The sequence below is a fragment of the Actinomycetospora sp. genome (assembly GCF_055612215.1).
Window position 1 is genome coordinate 1 of the sequence record NZ_JBVPVA010000799.1, and the last position, 15,818, is coordinate 15,818.

General features: G+C 73.3%; 15 protein-coding genes and 1 pseudogene. 7 read left to right on the forward strand and 9 right to left on the reverse strand.

All coding sequences use genetic code 11. The features are described 5' to 3' along the window. Positions 1-200: pseudogene (locus tag AC0CYZ_RS21855) on the forward strand (hypothetical protein); the annotation flags it as partial. Between the two features lie 37 nt (positions 201-237). Continuing rightward, positions 238-774, forward strand: a complete 537-nt coding sequence (locus tag AC0CYZ_RS21860; RefSeq protein ID WP_472219198.1) for a hypothetical protein — start codon at positions 238-240, stop codon at positions 772-774. Positions 775-853: 79 nt separating this feature from the next. Here AC0CYZ_RS21860 and AC0CYZ_RS21865 read toward each other — a convergent pair whose 3' ends face one another. From AC0CYZ_RS21865 to AC0CYZ_RS21875, 3 genes are read right to left on the reverse strand one after another with little or no spacing between them, the layout of a single operon-like run. Then, complete coding sequence (locus AC0CYZ_RS21865; protein ID WP_472219200.1) at positions 854-1,183, reverse strand: TraR/DksA family transcriptional regulator; 330 nt, start codon at positions 1,181-1,183, stop codon at positions 854-856. Position 1,184: 1 nt separating this feature from the next. Continuing rightward, on the reverse strand, positions 1,185-2,144 hold the full coding sequence (locus AC0CYZ_RS21870; RefSeq protein ID WP_472219202.1) for a diacylglycerol/lipid kinase family protein: 960 nt from the start codon (positions 2,142-2,144) through the stop codon (positions 1,185-1,187). Between the two features lie 26 nt (positions 2,145-2,170). Then, positions 2,171-3,034 (reverse strand): NmrA family NAD(P)-binding protein, encoded by an 864-nt coding sequence (locus AC0CYZ_RS21875; protein ID WP_472219204.1) that lies wholly within the window; start codon positions 3,032-3,034, stop codon positions 2,171-2,173. A 136-nt stretch (positions 3,035-3,170) separates the two neighbouring features. Here AC0CYZ_RS21875 and AC0CYZ_RS21880 point away from each other — a divergent pair, with 136 nt between their 5' ends. Continuing rightward, entirely contained in the window at positions 3,171-3,611 is a 441-nt protein-coding gene (locus tag AC0CYZ_RS21880; protein ID WP_472219206.1) for a winged helix-turn-helix transcriptional regulator, read from the forward strand. Here the strand turns inward: AC0CYZ_RS21880 and AC0CYZ_RS21885 are convergent. The 5 genes from AC0CYZ_RS21885 to AC0CYZ_RS21905 form a co-directional block, all read right to left on the reverse strand. Continuing rightward, entirely contained in the window at positions 3,563-4,780 is a 1,218-nt protein-coding gene (locus AC0CYZ_RS21885) for a hypothetical protein (RefSeq protein WP_472219208.1), read from the reverse strand. The two genes, AC0CYZ_RS21880 and AC0CYZ_RS21885, sit on opposite strands and share 49 nt — an antisense overlap. 273 nt (positions 4,781-5,053) lie before the next feature. After that, entirely contained in the window at positions 5,054-7,012 is a 1,959-nt protein-coding gene (locus AC0CYZ_RS21890; protein ID WP_472219211.1) for a primary-amine oxidase, read from the reverse strand. Next, positions 7,009-8,580 carry an APC family permease gene (locus tag AC0CYZ_RS21895; protein WP_472219213.1) on the reverse strand — a complete coding sequence of 524 codons (1,572 nt, stop codon included), beginning with the start codon at positions 8,578-8,580 and terminating at the stop codon, positions 7,009-7,011. Before AC0CYZ_RS21895 ends, AC0CYZ_RS21890 begins: the two co-directional genes overlap by 4 nt. A 139-nt stretch (positions 8,581-8,719) precedes the next feature. After that, positions 8,720-9,121, reverse strand: a complete 402-nt coding sequence (locus AC0CYZ_RS21900) for a hypothetical protein (RefSeq protein WP_472219215.1) — start codon at positions 9,119-9,121, stop codon at positions 8,720-8,722. 47 nt (positions 9,122-9,168) lie between these two features. Further along, complete coding sequence (locus AC0CYZ_RS21905) at positions 9,169-10,410, reverse strand: cysteine desulfurase-like protein (protein WP_472219217.1); 1,242 nt, start codon at positions 10,408-10,410, stop codon at positions 9,169-9,171. Between the two features lie 128 nt (positions 10,411-10,538). Between AC0CYZ_RS21905 and AC0CYZ_RS21910 the strand changes: the two genes are divergently transcribed. Further along, entirely contained in the window at positions 10,539-10,724 is a 186-nt protein-coding gene (locus AC0CYZ_RS21910) for a hypothetical protein (protein WP_472219219.1), read from the forward strand. 18 nt (positions 10,725-10,742) lie between these two features. After that, entirely contained in the window at positions 10,743-11,996 is a 1,254-nt protein-coding gene (locus AC0CYZ_RS21915) for an MFS transporter (RefSeq protein ID WP_472219221.1), read from the forward strand. A 1-nt stretch (position 11,997) separates the two neighbouring features. Here the strand turns inward: AC0CYZ_RS21915 and AC0CYZ_RS21920 are convergent, their stop codons facing one another. Next, positions 11,998-12,660 (reverse strand): hypothetical protein, encoded by a 663-nt coding sequence (locus tag AC0CYZ_RS21920; RefSeq protein WP_472219223.1) that lies wholly within the window; start codon positions 12,658-12,660, stop codon positions 11,998-12,000. A gap of 219 nt (positions 12,661-12,879) precedes the next feature. Here AC0CYZ_RS21920 and AC0CYZ_RS21925 point away from each other — a divergent pair, with 219 nt between their 5' ends. Together AC0CYZ_RS21925 and AC0CYZ_RS21930 are read left to right on the forward strand one after the other, a co-directional pair. After that, positions 12,880-13,932: an NADH-quinone oxidoreductase subunit B family protein gene (locus AC0CYZ_RS21925; RefSeq protein ID WP_472219225.1), complete on the forward strand. Its 1,053-nt coding sequence runs from the start codon at positions 12,880-12,882 to the stop codon at positions 13,930-13,932. A gap of 11 nt (positions 13,933-13,943) precedes the next feature. Further along, positions 13,944-15,746, forward strand: coding sequence for a nickel-dependent hydrogenase large subunit (locus AC0CYZ_RS21930; protein WP_472219227.1), 1,803 nt, complete (start codon positions 13,944-13,946; stop codon positions 15,744-15,746). Positions 15,747-15,818 lie beyond the last annotated feature (72 nt).

The window sequence follows — 15,818 nt, forward strand, 5'->3', positions numbered from 1 at the left end:
GCGACGGGATCGCGGTCGTCGGGTTCCTCGCCCGGCTGGGGTTCCTCGCGACGCCGCCGGTCATCGGGGCGATCGCCGACGCCTCGTCGGTCGGGACGGGCCTGCTCGTGGTCCCGGTCGCCGCGCTCGGCGCCGCGGTGCTGGCGAGCGCGCTCCGACCCGGGCCACCTGTCGCGCGAGGGGAACCCTCGGACGCCTAGAGCGGCCGAATCGTCCCCTCGCGGGACACTGGGTCCCGTGACCCCCGACGAGGCCGCCGCCGCGCTCACCGTCGCGCCGCGGGACCTGGACGCGACCGTGGCCGAGCTGCCCGGCGCGCCCGGCCACGTCGCGTGGTGGGCGGCGCCGTCGGTCCTCCCGGCGCTCGGCGGAGCGCCGCACCCGCGGGCCGACCTGCGGCTGCTCGACCTCGGCGTCGCGACCATGCTGCGCAACCGCGTCCGCCGTCAGGACCTCTACCGCGCCGGGGTCTCGCGGCTGCGCCGGGTCGCGGCGGGCCTGCTGCTCGGGGAGCTGGGCCTCGCCCCGACGTGGGCCGCGGACGTCGTGCTGCCGACGGCCGACGAGGAGCGGCTCACCGCCTGGCTGCGGGCGCGCCTGGTGCTGACGTGGGTGGCCGACGACGACCGCGAGGACCACCGCGAGGCGGTCGCCGGCCTCGTCGGGCCGGCCGGGCTGGGGTCGCCGGCCGCGCAGGAGGCGGAGCAGCGCTACGTCGCGGCCGCCGGGGAGAAGGCGCCGCGGCCGGTCGGTGTGCCGTTCCGACGGCCGTGACGACGGGGCTCTCCTGCCGCCGACGACGGGGCTCTACTGCCACTGGACGCAAGCGTCGACGCTTCGCTCGCACCGTCGGTCAGGCGTGGCGCACACACCGCCGGGCGGCGGGCCGCGCCTCGAGCCGCTCGCCCGGGATGGGACGCCCGCACACCTCGCAGATGCCGTAGGTCCCGGCGTCGAGGCGCTCGAACGCCGCGTCGATCTCGGCCAGGTCCGCACGCGCCCGACCGAGCAGGGCCTGCACCTGGGCGCGGTCGTAGGCGACCGTCTGGCCCTCGGGGTCGTGCTCGTCGTCGCCGGAGCTCGCCGAGGCGGTCTCGACGATGGCCGCGACCTGGGCCTCGAGCGCGGCGATCCGGCCCTGCGTGGCGATCCGCTCCGCGGTGAGGACTTCCGCGGCGCTCACGTCAGCGCACCGTCGACAGCGCGCCGGGGACCAGCTCGATCACCACGGAGGTGTCGGCCGGGAGGATGATCACCTCGCCGTCGAGCTGCAGGGGCAGCTCGCCGAGGGTGCGGAAGCGCAGGCGCCGGGCGCTCGGCTGCCAGCCGAGGCCGCGGACCGCGGCCCGGATCCCGGTGAGCAGCAACCGGAAGCGGCCGCGGTGGGGGATGGCGACGATCTCGAAGCGCCCGTCGGCGGGATCCCCGGTGTCCGAGAGCCGCACGTACTTCGCCATCTCGGAGAGGTTGGCCATGATCAGGCTGTCGTAGCAGTGCGCGCCGAGGAACTCCCCGACCCCGACCCCGTGGTCGGACTGCCCCTCGAAGGCCTCCAGCTCGATCTCGAACGGCCGGAAGTGCAGGAACTCCCGGACGGTCGTTGCGAGCTCGCGCAGCGACCCCTTGCCGCTGCGCTCCAGCGAGAGCGCCACGACGGGGGTGATGCCCAGCCCGATGTAGGAGTGCGCGTAGCGCGGCGGGTTCGGCCCGACCGTCAGCCGGAGCACGTCCAGGTGCTCGACGGCGCCCTCGGCGATCGCCTCGGCCAGCGGTCGCCGCCGGGTGACGCGGCGGTGGTCGTTGGCGTTGCCCGCCGAGGCGACCGCGACGATGGTGCCGGTGTGCAGGCCGTCGCCCCCGGTCATGGACCCGTCGACGACCTCGTTGTAGCCGCCGTCGCCGGAGACCGACACCACGAGCGGGCGGTAGGTGCGCGCCGCACTCTCGGCGATGCGCCGGGCGTGGCCGGCGTACTCGGTCGGCACGAGCTCGACGGCGAGGTCCGGCGCGAGCCGCCGGAGGTCCCGCGCGAGGGTGTGCGCCTTGCCCTCGCCGCCGCCGGAGCTGTGCGGGTTGTAGACGAGCAGCACGCTCTCGTACGGCCGTGGTGCGGGCGAACCGGGCACGGCGGACGCGGCGGACACGCACCGACCTTACCCGGCACCCCTGGTCAGACGGCGGCCACGACCTCGCGGACGGCCACGTCGACGACCCCGGTCCACGGGGTCGCCGGGCGGCCCAGCACGCGGGCGAGGTCGTCGTGGGGCGCGGTGAGCCATCCGGCGGCCGCGCCGCGGTCGGAGTCGGCGAGCACGGCCGCGAAGTCCCCCGGGAGGCCGGCGGAGACGAGGGCCTCGGTGAAGCCGGCGACGGAGAGGTCGGTGTAGGTGACCTCGCGCCCGGCCGCGCGCCCGATCTCGGCGGCCAGCTCCGCGCGGGTGAAGCCCGGGCCGCCGAGCTCCAGGACGTCGCCGGGGACCGCGCCGCCGGTCAGCGCCACGGCCGCGACCTCGGCGTAGTCGGCGCGGGTGGCGGCGTCGAAGCGGCCGTTCCCGGAGGCCCCGACCATCCCGTGCTCGAGGTCCGCCGCCACCGTCGCGGTGAAGTTCTCGACGTACCAGCCGTTGCGCAGCAGCACGGTCGGGAGGCCGGCGTCGGCGAGCATCCGCTCGGTCTCGGCGTGCTCGGCCGCGAGGACCAGGTCGGAGGCCTGCGCGTCCAGGATGCTGGTGTAGGCGACGAGCTCGACGTCGGCGGCGGCCAGCGCGTCGACGACGGCGCGGTGCTGTGCGATCCGCGCGCCCACCGCGTTGCCCGAGACGAACAGGACCCGGGTCGCGTCCTCGATCGCGGCCGCCAGCGAGGCCGGGTCGTCGTAGTCGGCGCGGCGCACGTCGACGCCGCGGACGGCGAGGTCGTCCAGTACCTCGACCCGGCGGCCGGTGGCGCGGATCTCCGCGGCCGGGACCCGCTCCAGCAGGGCCTCGACGACGAGGTGGCCGAGTGCTCCGGTGGCTCCGGTGACGACGTACATGGTGCGCTCCCTCTCGACGGTGCGGACCGCGTCGCGCGATCCCCTCGCCGTCCGACAACCGCGGTCGTCGAGGGTCACTTCCCGTCGGAGAGCAAGCACCTTGAAGTGCGGTACGTACCCGATGGATAGTGTCCGGGTGAGAGGCGACCTCTTCGTCACCGACTGCCCCAGCCGGCAGGTCATGGACCGCATCGGCGACACCTGGAGCGTCCTCGTCGTCCATGCTCTCGAGGACGGCACGCTGCGCCACGGCCAGATCGCGGCCCGCATCGGCGGGATCACCCCGAAGATGCTCACCCAGACCCTGCGCGGCCTCGAGCGCGACGGCCTGCTCGTCCGCACCGTGTACGCGGAGGTGCCGCCGCGGGTGGACTACGCGCTCACCGACCTCGGGCGCAGCCTGCTCGGGCTGACCCGCGCGCTCGAGGACTGGGCCGAGACCCACATCGAGGAGGTCGACGCGGCGCGCACGGCCTACGACGCCCGGACCGCGGGCGCGGGTACGACGGGGGCGCGGGCGCCCGGTCCTCAGGTGCGGGCGGGGTCCGTCCAGCGGCGGGCCGCCTCGAGGAAGTAGTAGTCGGCGTAGACGATCCCCACGTCGACCTCGTCGTCCTGCGGCTTCCCGCCGGTGGCGTGGGCGAGCAGCGCCGGGCCGCTCGGGGCCACGTCCTTCGTCGCGAGCTCGTCGAGGGTCTCGCCCGCGGCCTGGCGGTAGCGGGCGCCGTCGGGTCCGCCGACCTGGTCGGCCAGGTCGAGCAGGCCCGACGCGGCGACCGCGGCGGCCGAGGTGTCGCGCTCCTCGGTCGGCTTCGAGAAGTCCCAGGCCGGCACGCGGCTGCCCGGCGCGGTGTGGGAAAGCCACCAGTCGGCGGCCTTCTGCGCGGCGGCGCGCAGCTCGGGGTCGGCGGCGGCGCGGGCCTGGGCCGCGAACCCGTGGATGGCCCAGCCCTGCCCGCGCGACCACGTCGAGTCCGGCGCGGCCCCTTGCCAGGTGTCCCGCTTCAGGAACGCCCCGGTGTCGGGGTCGAAGACCGCGACGTGGGCGACGCTGCCGTCGGGGCGCATGTTGGTGCGTGAGGCGGTCAGCGCGTGCTGGGTGGCGATGCCCTTCCAGGCCGGGTCGCCGCCGGGCAGGGCCGCCGCCCGGTCGAGCAGCGCGAGGTTCATCGTCGTGTCGATGATGACGGGGAAGCGCCACGTACCGCGCTGGTCGTCGTCGCCCTCGGTGTCCCAGCTCTTGATGGCGTGGACCTTCGGGGAGTACCGGGTCGCGAGGCTCCGGGCGGCGGTGACGACGTCGTCGGCCCCGGCCCCCGTCGCGGTCAGCTGGTCGCCGAAGCTGTCGTCGACGACGAAGCCGAGGTCGTGGGTGTCGGTGCGGGTCACCTGGGAGGCGATGGGCGCGGTCCAGCGCTGCGCGCGCGCCGTCCACGCCTGGTCACCGGTGAGCTCGCGGGCCAGCCACATCTCGCCGGGGAAGAACCCGGAGGTCCAGTCGCTCACCGGCTTGGTCGACCACGTGGCCGCGCCCTTGTCCACCGACCGCGGGTAGCCCGCGGCTGGGTCGAGCGCGTCCGCCGACGACGCGAGCCGCTGGTACGCCGTCGGCAGGACCTTCGTCACCGACGCGGGCAGTGGCGCCGACGACGGCGCGGCGCCGGCTCCGGTCGTCGGGTCGCCGGGCGCGGGAGCGCTCTGCCCGCACCCGGCCAACAGGGCACCCACGAGGACCACAGCCGCCACACCCGTCACACGGCGGGGCTTCCCCGCCGAGCAGCCGATGGTCGCGCCCACCGCCGAATCACCCACGATCGTGCCCCCCGTTCGTCGGCGGCACGGTAGCCCGAACGGGGCACGCCGACGAGCGCTGGGCGGCGACCGCATGGGAGAACCGGGTCCCGAGCACTCGGTTCTCCGGGAGTGGTCGCGGGCCGGCAGCGCCGAGTGGACCCCCGCGGCTGTCCCGGCAACCACCACGGCCCACTCGGCGACCTCCAGCCGCCCGGCGGCGGCGGCCTAGTGGCAGGCCTCCGACTCGCTCGGCGGCAGGTCGAGCGCGGGGTTCCCGTCGAAGAACCCGGTGGGCCGGAGCATGAACCCGATCGTGGACACCGGCATCACCGGCCAGTCCTCCGGACGCACCACGTGGTGGGCGCCGAAGGTGTACCAGACCACGACGTCGCTGCCCTCGAGCGGACGGTCGCCGTCGAGGTAGGTCGGCAGCCCGGTGCTGCGCGGCGCCTGCAGCGGGTAGTCGCCGGCGGCGAAGCGCTGCTCGGGGTCGTGCGCGGTGACCCACACGGTGTGCTCGGTGAACCCCGACCGCGGCGCGAACAACGCCTCGGGGGAGTACATCGGCGGGACCGTCGAGCCGGGCATGAGCGCGTAGGCCGTCGGCGCCCCGGTCGGGCCGGTCCGCGTCGTGCTCTCGATCTTCCAGAACCGGGCCCTGCCCGGCGCCGTGTCGCGCGCCCCCTCCGCCTCCGAGGTGACCGGGGTCCGCGTCGTGGCCCAGGCGTTCCCGTGCGGGTTCGCCGGGCCGGGCGGCACGGGCACCGAGTCGATCTCGACGACGGTGTTGGCCGGGCCGTCGACGGTCATGTCGAGCCGCACGCAGAAGAAGTGCTGGTGGTTCGGCCCGTAGAGCCCGGGCGCGACGAGCGTGCCGTACTCCGGCACCTCCCCCACCGGGATCGCCGCCGTCGAGATGACCCCGGTCAGCTTGACCTCGTACTCGATGAGACCGTCGTTGTAGAGGTACCAGAAGTAGCCGTACTCGTAGTTCCCGACGGTGACGATCGAGGAGATCACCAGCCGGCGCCGGCGACGGACCTCGACGGCCTCGGTGCGGAAGTCGGTGTGCTTCCACGCGATCCCGGTGTCCTCCTCGTGCATGCAGATCGCGTTGGGGATGACGACGGCCTGGCCGTCCTGGTCGTTGACGATCCCGTCGAAGTAGTGGATGTGCCCGACGCAGTCGCACCCGAGGGTGAGCGGGTTCGCGAGCCACCCGACCCCGTACTCGCCCTGGTCGAAGACGTTCTTGAAGCGGTGCGTCGGCGCCGGGTCCCCGTAGGGCACGTACATCTCGGCGAGCGAGGCGCGGTGCAGCACCGGGCGGCGCGTGCCGCGGTCGTCGTAGGAGACGTCGTGCAGGACGAGGCCCTCGCGCGGGGTGAACCCGATCCGCAGGTGCCACTTCTGCCAGCTCACCGCGTGCCCGTCGACGGTGAAGCTGGGGCCCTCGGGCTGGGTGATGTGGATGGGCTTGACGCCGTCGCGGACGGTCTCGACGCGCGGCACGTTCTCCGGGTCGTGGATCCACGGCTGCTCGTAGTTCGCGGGGTGCGGCGGGAGGTCGACCTGGACGTGGTCCTGGACGTCGACGACCTCGCGGAGATCGAGGTCGACGGTGACGACGAGCCCCTCGACCGGCCGGGCGTAGCCGTGCTCGCCCGGGGCGGAGCGCATCCACGTCAGCGGCCGCACGATGCGCCGGGCGCTCGGGTCGTCCTCCGGCCCGGTCCACGACGAGGCCCAGGGGTCGATCATGGCGAGATCGAGGTCGGTGATCCCGCGCCGGCGCATGGCCGCCTGCCAGCGCTCGTCGGCGCGCACGATGTCCTCGGTCGCGAAGAACTCCTCGGCCATGACGGGGGCCTGGACGCCGGGCCGGGCCCGCCAGGACACCACGGTGCCCTCGGAGAGCGAGACGACGGCCTCGTAGAGCATCCGCTCGCCGCGCTCGTACAGCACGATCTCGGCCTCGCGCGGCAGCGGGGACTCCGGCGACCACCCGGCCAGGGCCGTCTTCGTGGGCTCGTGCAGGTGCACGAACACGAAGCGGGCGGTCGCGGCGAGCCCTCGGGCCTCCTTCAGCAGCGTGGTCGCCGCGGCGACCTCCTCGGCCGTGAGGGGCTCGAGGGGATGCGTGGCCGGGGTGGTGGCGGTGCGGGGCTCGTCGAGAGCGGTCATGCCGGGACCTCCTTGGTGCCGGTGGTGGGCTCGGGATCGGGGCTGTCGAGCACCGGGTCGGTGAGCGAGAAGTGGCCGAGGCCCTCGTAGACCTCCGGACGCCGGGAGCGCAGCACGAGCGCGACGACCACGCCCCCGACGAAGATCACCAGCGGCACGTAGGGCAGCAGGGTGATGAACGGGACGCCCTGCGCGGCGGCGAGCGCGGCGCGGTTGTCGATCAGCAGGAAGCAGGCCCCGACCATCGCGGCGCACCCGAGGACCGGCGCGACGAGGGTGCTCCAGATCCGGAAGCCGTCCCGGGCCGTCGTCAGGAAGTACCGGATGATGGCGACGCACACCAGGGCCTGGACCGCGAGGATGCCGAGCACCCCGAGCAGCGGCGACCAGGTGCCGAGCTTGGTCAGCGCCGCCTCGGTGGAGGGGTCGTAGAGCGTGAAGCCGAGGCAGTAGAGCGCGACGATCGCGGTGGTCGTCGCCGACGCGACACCGGGGCTGCGGTGCTTCGAGGTGCGTCCCAGCACCCGGGGCAGGACGCCCTCCCGGCCGAGCGCGAACAGGTAGCGCGCGGAGGTGTTGTAGAAGGCCATCGCGCAGGCGAAGGAGCTGGTCACCGCGAGGATCTCGATGATCGCGGTCAGCCATCCGCCGACGTAGCGGTCCGAGAGCGGGTAGAACGCCGACGCGTACACGCCGTTGAGCTGGTCGGAGACCGCCTTGACGCTGTCGGTGAGGCCCCATCCCGTCACGAAGGCGTACGAGACGAACATGTAGAAGACGCCGAGCCCGATGACCGAGCCGTAGGTCGCGATGGAGGCGATGCGCCGCGGGTCGCGGGACTCCTCGGCGTAGTTCGGCGCCATCTCGAAGCCGACCCACGACCAGAAGGCCGCGAAGAGCGCGATGCCCGCCGCCCCGGTGCCGAAGACCTGCACGGCGCCGGCGTTGCCGAAGAGCTGCGCGGGGTTGAACGGCGCGGGGGAGAACCCCTGGGCGCCACCGTGGGCGAACACCGCGACGCCCAGCACCAGGAGGGCGAGCACCTCGGCGACGAGCATGACGCCCAGGACCTTCGCGGTCAGCTCGATGTGGAACCAGGCCAGCAGGCTCATGATCGCCAGCCCGATCGCCATGTAGACCCACGCGGGGAGCGCGAGCCCGGTGAAGGTCTCGAGGGTCGAGGCCGCGAAGTAGCCCATCACCCCGATCACGGCGCCGACGAAGACCATGTAGCAGAGCGCGATCAGCAGGCCCGATCCCAGGCCCAGGACGCGGCCGAGCCCGCGGCTGACGAACGTGTAGAAGCCGCCCGCGCTCGTGACCCGGCGGGACATGGCGATGTACCCGACGGAGAAGATCGTCAGCGACAGGGTCGCGAGGAGGAACGCCGCCGGGGTCGCCCACCCGCCGCCGTTCACCGAGACCGGGACGTTGAACAGCATCGCCGTCAGCGGCGCCGCCCCGGTGACGATGCAGAAGAGCACCGACGGCAGCCCGAGCGCCCCGTCCTGGAGCCGCCCTCGATGCTCGGAGGGTGAGGTCGGGGTGACGGACTGTGTCGCAGTCATGGCGCCTCCGGGCACGAGTGGGTGACGGGCGCACCCACTCTGCGGAGAGCATGTGACCTGCGTATCACCAGCGGGCAACGCTCCGCTCACGGTCGACTACGGAGCCGGGCGAAATGGGCGCCGCAGCGTCCCCGCGACGTCAGGCGCTGCCGCTCAGCGCGGTGTCACTCCCCCGGGTCGCGCGGCCGCGGAGCGTGGGCGCCACGAGCACGATCGCGACGACCGTCAGCACGATGTACACGACGTTGGCCACGACGAAGCCCGTCGAGACCAGGGGGTCGGTGAACGCCATGATCCCGAAGAGGGCCCCGATGACGCGTACGACGACGCCGACCCACATCGCCGCGCGGGACGCGGTGGCGAACCAGATCCCGATGGCGACCAGGCCGATCACGCCGAACACCGCCGTCAGGGTGTTCGCGAACGCGGGGGCGTCGGCCGGGGCCGGGAAGATCCAGGGGCTGAGCAGGTCGAGGAGGCCGAAGAGGGCGAACAGGACGGCGCCGGTCAACACGGACGGGCGCCGGGAAGGAGTGGTCATGCCTACCAAGGGTGAGCACGACCACGCCGCGTGTCTGCCGTAGCGGACTACTGCACGGCGAGCGCGGCGAGGCCGTCGAGCAGCCGGTCGACGTCCTCGTCGTCGCTGTAGGGCGCCAGCCCGACACGGAGGGCTCCGTCGTCGCCCAGACCGAGCCGACGGGAGGCCTCGATCGCGTAGAACGACCCGGCGGGGGCGAACACCCCGCGTTCGGCCAGGCCCTCGTGGGCCCGGCGGTCCCCGCCCGGCACGCGGACGAGCAACGTCGGGGTCCGGTGCGCGGCCCGCGACAGGATCTCCACCCCGGGCATCCACGCCAGGCCGGTCTCGATGCGCGCCCGCAGGCGGTCCTCGTGCGCCTCGACCGCGGCCATCGCCGCGACGAGCCGGTCGCGTCGCGGGCCCCCGTCGGCGTGCCGGGTCGGATCCGGGTCCAGCAGGGACGCCAGGACGTCCACCGCCGCGGTCGTGCCCGCGAGCAGCTCGTAGGGCAGCGTGCCGAGCTCGAAGCGCTCGGGGACCGCGTCGGTGGCGGGCAGGAGCTTGTCGGGGTGCAGCGTCTCCAGGAAGGCGGGATCGGCGGCGAGCACGCCGCAGTGGGGGCCCAGGAACTTGTAGGGCGAGCACAGGTAGACGTCGGCGCCGAGCGCGGCCACGTCGACGGCGGCGTGCGCGGTGAGGTGCACCCCGTCGACCACGCAGACCGCTCGATCACGGCCCCCGTCGCCCCCGGCCGCGTGGACCCGCGCGACGATCTCCGCGATCGGCGGCCGGGTCCCGACGAGGTTGGACGCCCCGGTGACCGCGACGACCCGGGTGCGCCCGGAGAGCACCTCGGCGACGTCGTCGACACCCAGCTCCGTGGTCGCCGGGTCGAAGTCGACCCACCGCACCGTCGCCCCGGCCCGCTGCGCCGCGAGCACCCACGGGCGGACGTTGGCGTCGTGGTCGAGGCGGGTGACGACGACCTCGTCGCCCGGCCCCCAGTCCTGCGACAGCGTGTGCGCCAGGTCGACGGTCAACGACGTCATGCTCCGCCCGAACACCACGCCGCGCGGGTCGGCCCCCAGCAGGTCGGCCATCGCCCGACGGGCCGCGAGGACGACGTCGTCGGAGAAGCGCTCCGCGGGGGTGACGCGGCCGCGGTTGGCGATCGGCGCGGTCAGGGTCGCCGTGACGGCCCGGGCGACCTCGCGCGGGACCTGCGACCCGCCGGGCCCGTCGAAGTGGGCGTAGCCGGCTGCCAGAGCCGGGAAGCGGGCGCGGAGCGCGGCGACGTCGTAGGACACCGGTCCATCGTGACGTTCACCCGAAGTGAGCACCCGGCGTTTTCGCGGTAACGATCGAGGCCCACCCGTCGGATACACGCACGACAGGCGGTCCACGGACCACGGCGAGCGGGATGGAGGTGGTCGGGGTGAGCGTGCTCGGGACACAGGGTGACGTGGCGCTCCGCACGGGCCGCCACGAGCTGGCCTCCCTCCCCACGCCGCGACCGGCCGCCGAGCGGCCCCGCCCGCGGTGGCGCGAGGCCGTCGGCGCGGCCGTCCTGCTCTCGGTCCTCGAGAGCGTGCGCGACGAGGACGTCACCACCAGCGCGTAGGACCCCGCGGGAGCGGGCATGATCTCCCCTCGGACCAGCCGGACCGATCGGAGGCACGTCATCAGCGCGTCGACGGAGTCCCAGTCAGCCCGGGCGCGGGGCCTGCGCGGCCCGGCCGCGGCCGCCGTCGTCGCCCTGGCCTTCCTCGTCACGATGCTCGGGGCGACGCTCCCGACCCCGCTCTACCCGCTCTACGAGCAGGAGCTCGGCTTCGGCGGGGTGATGGTGACGTGCGTCTTCGCCGCCTACGCGGTCGGCGTCGCCGCCGCGCTGCTGCTCTTCGGGCGGGTCTCCGATCAGGTCGGGCGCCGCGCGGTCCTGCTGCCCGGCCTCGTCCTGGCCGCGATCTCGAGCGCGGTGTTCCTCATCCCCGGCGACGTGCCGACCCTGTTCGTCGGCCGCGTGCTGTCCGGCCTGTCCGCGGGGATCTTCACGGGGACGGCCACGGCGGCCCTCGTCGACCTCGCTCCGGAGGGCCGCCAGCAGCGGTACAGCCTGCTCGCGGCGGTGGTCAACATGCTCGGCCTCGGCCTCGGCCCGGTGCTCGCGGGCGCGCTCGCGCAGTACGCGCCGGCGCCGCTCGTCCTGCCCTACGTCGTGCACATCGTCCTGGTCCTGGTCGTGGGCGTCGCCCTGTTCGCGATCGCCGAGCCGATCACGCCCAGCGGCGGGACGGTGTCCTTCCGCCCGCAGCGGGTGTCGGTGCCCGCCGAGGTGCGCGGGGTGTTCGTCAGCGCCGCCATCGCCGGGTTCGCGGGCTTCGCGGTGCTGGGCCTGTTCACCGCGGTCTCCCCGTCCTTCATCGGGCAGGTCCTGCACATCTCGAACCACCTCGTGACCGGGCTGGTCGTGTTCACCCTGCTCGGGTTCTCGACGCTCGGGCAGGTGGCCTCGGCGGCGACGGGCGCGCGGCCGGCGCTGCTCGTGGGCTGCGCGGCGCTCGTCGTCGGGGTGCTGGTGGTGGGCCTCTCGGTGGCGGTCGCGTCGCTGTGGCTGCTGGTCGCGGGAGCCGCCGTGGCCGGGGTCGGGCAGGGGATGAGCTTCCGCGCCGGACTGGGCGCGGTGAGCGCCGGGAGCCCGCCGGCCCGGCGCAGCGAGGTGGCGTCGAGCTTCTTCCTCGTGCTCTACGTGGCGATCTCGCTGCCCGTGATCGGGGAGGGGGTCGCGGCGGCGGCGTTCGGTCTCGTGCCGTCGGCGGTGGCGTTCTCGGTGATCGTCGCGGTGCTCGCCGCGATCGCGTTCGTCAGCCTGCTGCGCCGCCGCGACGTCTGAGTCAGACCCCGACCAACGACTCCGCGGTCCGGCCGCTCCAGAGCACCCGCCCGGCGTCGGCGAGCTCCCGGGCGGTGCGCCGGCCCGCGAGCAGCAGCAGGAACGCCTCGGCGTCGGCGTCCACCTCCGCCGTCGGGACCGTGCCCTCCCCCACCCGCACGACGCGGTCGATGACGACCGCACCGTCGGGTCCGTCCCGCACCACGAGGCGCAGGCAGGCCGCGCGGGCGCCGGTGCGCACCAGCAGCCGGGGCACGAAGCCGCTGACGAGGCGGCACGCGGCGACCGCGGCCGGAGCGGCGACGGTGGGGTCGAGCTCGAGGCCGAGAGCCTCGTGCAGGTCGTGGGCGTGCAGGCACATGTCGAGGCACTGCGCCTCGAGGACCCGGCCGGAGGGCGCGGCCGTCAGCACCGAGCGCTCTGCCCGCTCGTGCGCCGTGGCCAGCGCCTCGCGCAGCCGGTCGGGCCCGGCGTAGTGCACGCCGGTCAGGTGCGCGACGAGGTCGGCGACGTCGGTGCCGCCGGTGTCCAGCACCGCCGAGGCGACCGCCGCGGGCGCGCCGGAGGGGGCCAGCGAGCGGCTCCAGTCCGCGTCGCCCAGGCCCGCGACGGCGTCGTCGGTGGCGTCCCAGAGCCGCAGCAGGGCCCACGTCGCGTCGTCCATCCCGATCACCCCATTACAGCGGACCCCGAGAGCGGGCAATACGAGCAGCACGATAGGTGATCCGGAACACACCGGGCAATGTCCGCCGGAGCTCCCCACACTGCACGGAGTCCCTAGATGGCGCGCTCACTTACCCGTCCCCGGGCCCGCTGTTAGACCTGCAGATCGGCGACCACACCACCACCTGCTTCAGTCGCCGTGGTCCGTGCGGGGGCACTCATGGCATTCGCGGCGCACGACGACACCACCGTGCACATCCTCTGGATCAACGCCGGGCTCTCCTGTGACGGCGACTCCGTGGCCCTCACCGCGGCGACCCAGCCGAGCATCGAGGAGATCGCGCTCGGTGCGCTGCCGGGCCTCCCGAAGGTCGCCGTCCACTGGCCGTTGATCGATTTCGAGTCCGGCCCCGACAAGGGCGCCGACACGTTCATCGAGAACTACTTCCGGGCCGAGCGGGGCGAGCTCGACGGCCCGTTCGTACTCGTCATCGAGGGGTCGATCCCGAACGAGGCGATCAAGTCCGAGGGCTACTGGTGCGGGTTCGGCAACAACCCCGCCACCGGGCAGCCGATGACCACCAGCGAGTGGATCGACCGGCTGGCCCCCAAGGCCCTGGCCGTCCTGGCCGTCGGCACCTGCGCGACCTACGGCGGCATCCACGCCATGGCCGGCAACCCGACCGGGGCGATGGGCGTGGCGGACTACCTCGGATGGGACTGGAAGTCCCACGCCGGCCTGCCGATCGTCAACGTCCCCGGGTGCCCGGTGCACCCGGACAACCTCTCCGAGACGATCCTCTACCTGCTCTACCAGGCGGTGGGCTCTGCGCCGATGATCCCGCTCGACGAGGCGGGCCGCCCGACGTGGCTGTTCGGCATGACCGTGCACGAGGGCTGCGACCGCGGCGGCTACTACGAGCAGGGCCAGTTCGCCACCGAGTACGGCTCCCCCGAGTGCCTGGTGAAGCTCGGCTGCTGGGGCCCGGTGGTGAAGTGCAACGTCCCCAAGCGGGGGTGGATCAACGGTGTCGGGGGCTGCCCCAACGTGGGCGGCATCTGCATCGGCTGCACCATGCCGGGCTTCCCGGACAAGTTCATGCCGTTCATGGACGCCCCGCCCGGCAGCAAGGTCTCCGGCGCCGCGAGCGGTGCGTACGGAGTGGTCATCCGGACATTGCGCGGCATCACGGCCAAGACGGTCGACAAGGAACCGAAGTGGCGGCGCAAGGGCCGCCAGCTCACGACCGGCTACCAGCCCACCGCGTTCTGAGAGGCCGTGACATGACCGCCACCGCACCGAAGAGCACCACCGGCCAGAAGACCGATCTCGTCGAGATGGCGTGGGACCCGATCACCCGCATCGTCGGCAGCCTCGGGATCTACACGAAGATCGATTTCGCCAACCGGACGGTGGCCGAGTGCCACTCGACGTCGTCGATCTTCCGCGGCTACTCCATCTTCATGAAGGGCAAGGACCCGCGCGACGCGCACTTCATCACGAGCCGGATCTGCGGCATCTGCGGGGACAACCACGCCACGTGCTCGGTCTACAACCAGAACATGGCGTACGGCGTCAAGCCGCCGCACCTCGCCGAGTGGATCATCAACCTCGGCGAGGCCGCCGAGTACATGTTCGACCACAACCTCTACCAGGACAATCTGGTCGGGGTGGACTTCTGCGAGAAGATGATCTCGGAGACCAACCCCGGGGTCCTCGAGCTCGCCAACCGCACCGAGTGCCGCGGGGCCGCCGAGCACGGCTACCGCACGATCGGCGACATCATGCGGGCCCTCAACCCGTTCACCGGCGAGTTCTACCGCGAGACCCTGCAGGTCAGCCGGTACACGCGCGAGATGTTCTGTCTGATGGAGGGGCGCCACGTCCACCCCTCGACGCTCTACCCGGGCGGCGTCGGCACGGTCGCGACCATCCAGCTGTTCACCGACTACATGACGCGGCTGATGCGCTATGTCGAGTTCATGAAGCGCGTCGTGCCGATGCACGACGACCTCTTCGACTTCATGTACGAGGCGCTGCCCGGCTACGAGGAGGTCGGTCGCCGACGGGTGCTGCTGGGGTGCTGGGGGGCGTTCAACGACCCCGATCACTGCGACTTCCAGTACCGGACCATGACCGACTGGGGACGGAAGATGTACGTCACCCCCGGGGTCGTCGTGGACGGCGAGCTCGTCACCACCGATCTGGTGGAGATCAACCTCGGGATCCGGATCCTCCTCGGCAGCTCGTTCTACCGGGGCTGGGAGGACCAGGAGGTCTTCGTCACGCGGGACCCCCTGGGCAACCCGGTCTCCCGGGACCACCCCTGGAACCAGCACACCATCCCGGCGCCGCAGAAGCGCGACTTCGACGACAAGTACTCCTGGACGATGTCGCCACGGTGGTTCGACGGCACGGAGCACCTGCCGCTGGACACCGGCGGCGGGCCCATCGCCCGGCTCTGGGCCACCGCGCTCGCCGGGTTCGTCGACACCGGCAACGTGCGCTCCACCGGCCACAGCGTCGAGATCCACCTGCCCCGGACCGCGCTCAAGCCCGAGCGCAGTTTCACGTGGACCCCGCCGGTCGACAAGGCCGGGGCGCCGCTGTCCAACGCCATCGAGCGCGACCGCGCCCGCACCTACTTCCAGGCCTACGCCGCCGCGATCGCGCTGCACTTCGTCGAGAAGGCGATGGCCGAGGTGCGCGGCGGCCACACGAAGACCTGGGAGAGCTTCGTCGTCCCCGACGAGTCCGTGAGCTGCGGATTCACCGAGGCCGTCCGCGGTGTGCTGTCCCACCACATGGTGGTGCGCGACGGGAAGATCGCGAACTACCACCCGTACCCGCCGACGCCCTGGAACGGCAGCGTCCGCGACAAGTACGGCACGCCGGGCCCCTACGAGGACGCGGTGCAGAACACCCCGATCTTCGAGGAGAACAGTCCCGACAACTTCAAGGGCATCGACATCATGCGGGCCGTCCGCAGCTTCGACCCGTGCCTGCCCTGCGGCGTGCACATGTACCTGGGGAACGGCAGGCAGCTGCACCGGGAGACCTCCCCGACGCAGCTCAACCTGCCGTGACGGCGCACCACCCCGAGGCCCCCGACGCGGCCGAGCTCGCCCGGGCGATCGAGGAGATCCTCGCCGAGCTCG

Excerpts from the sequence above, each read along its gene's own strand:
- AC0CYZ_RS21875 (WP_472219204.1), bottom strand. The coding sequence starts at position 3,034 with ATGTACGTCGTCACCGGAGCCACCGGAGCACTCGGCCACCTCGTCGTC.
- AC0CYZ_RS21890 (WP_472219211.1), bottom strand. The coding sequence starts at position 7,012 with ATGACCGCTCTCGACGAGCCCCGCACCGCCACCACCCCGGCCACGCAT.
- AC0CYZ_RS21895 (WP_472219213.1), bottom strand. The coding sequence starts at position 8,580 with ATGACTGCGACACAGTCCGTCACCCCGACCTCACCCTCCGAGCATCGA.
- AC0CYZ_RS21900 (WP_472219215.1), bottom strand. The coding sequence starts at position 9,121 with ATGACCACTCCTTCCCGGCGCCCGTCCGTGTTGACCGGCGCCGTCCTG.
- AC0CYZ_RS21915 (WP_472219221.1), top strand. The coding sequence starts at position 10,743 with ATGATCTCCCCTCGGACCAGCCGGACCGATCGGAGGCACGTCATCAGC.
- AC0CYZ_RS21920 (WP_472219223.1), bottom strand. The coding sequence starts at position 12,660 with ATGGACGACGCGACGTGGGCCCTGCTGCGGCTCTGGGACGCCACCGAC.
- AC0CYZ_RS21925 (WP_472219225.1), top strand. The coding sequence starts at position 12,880 with ATGGCATTCGCGGCGCACGACGACACCACCGTGCACATCCTCTGGATC.
- AC0CYZ_RS21930 (WP_472219227.1), top strand. The coding sequence starts at position 13,944 with ATGACCGCCACCGCACCGAAGAGCACCACCGGCCAGAAGACCGATCTC.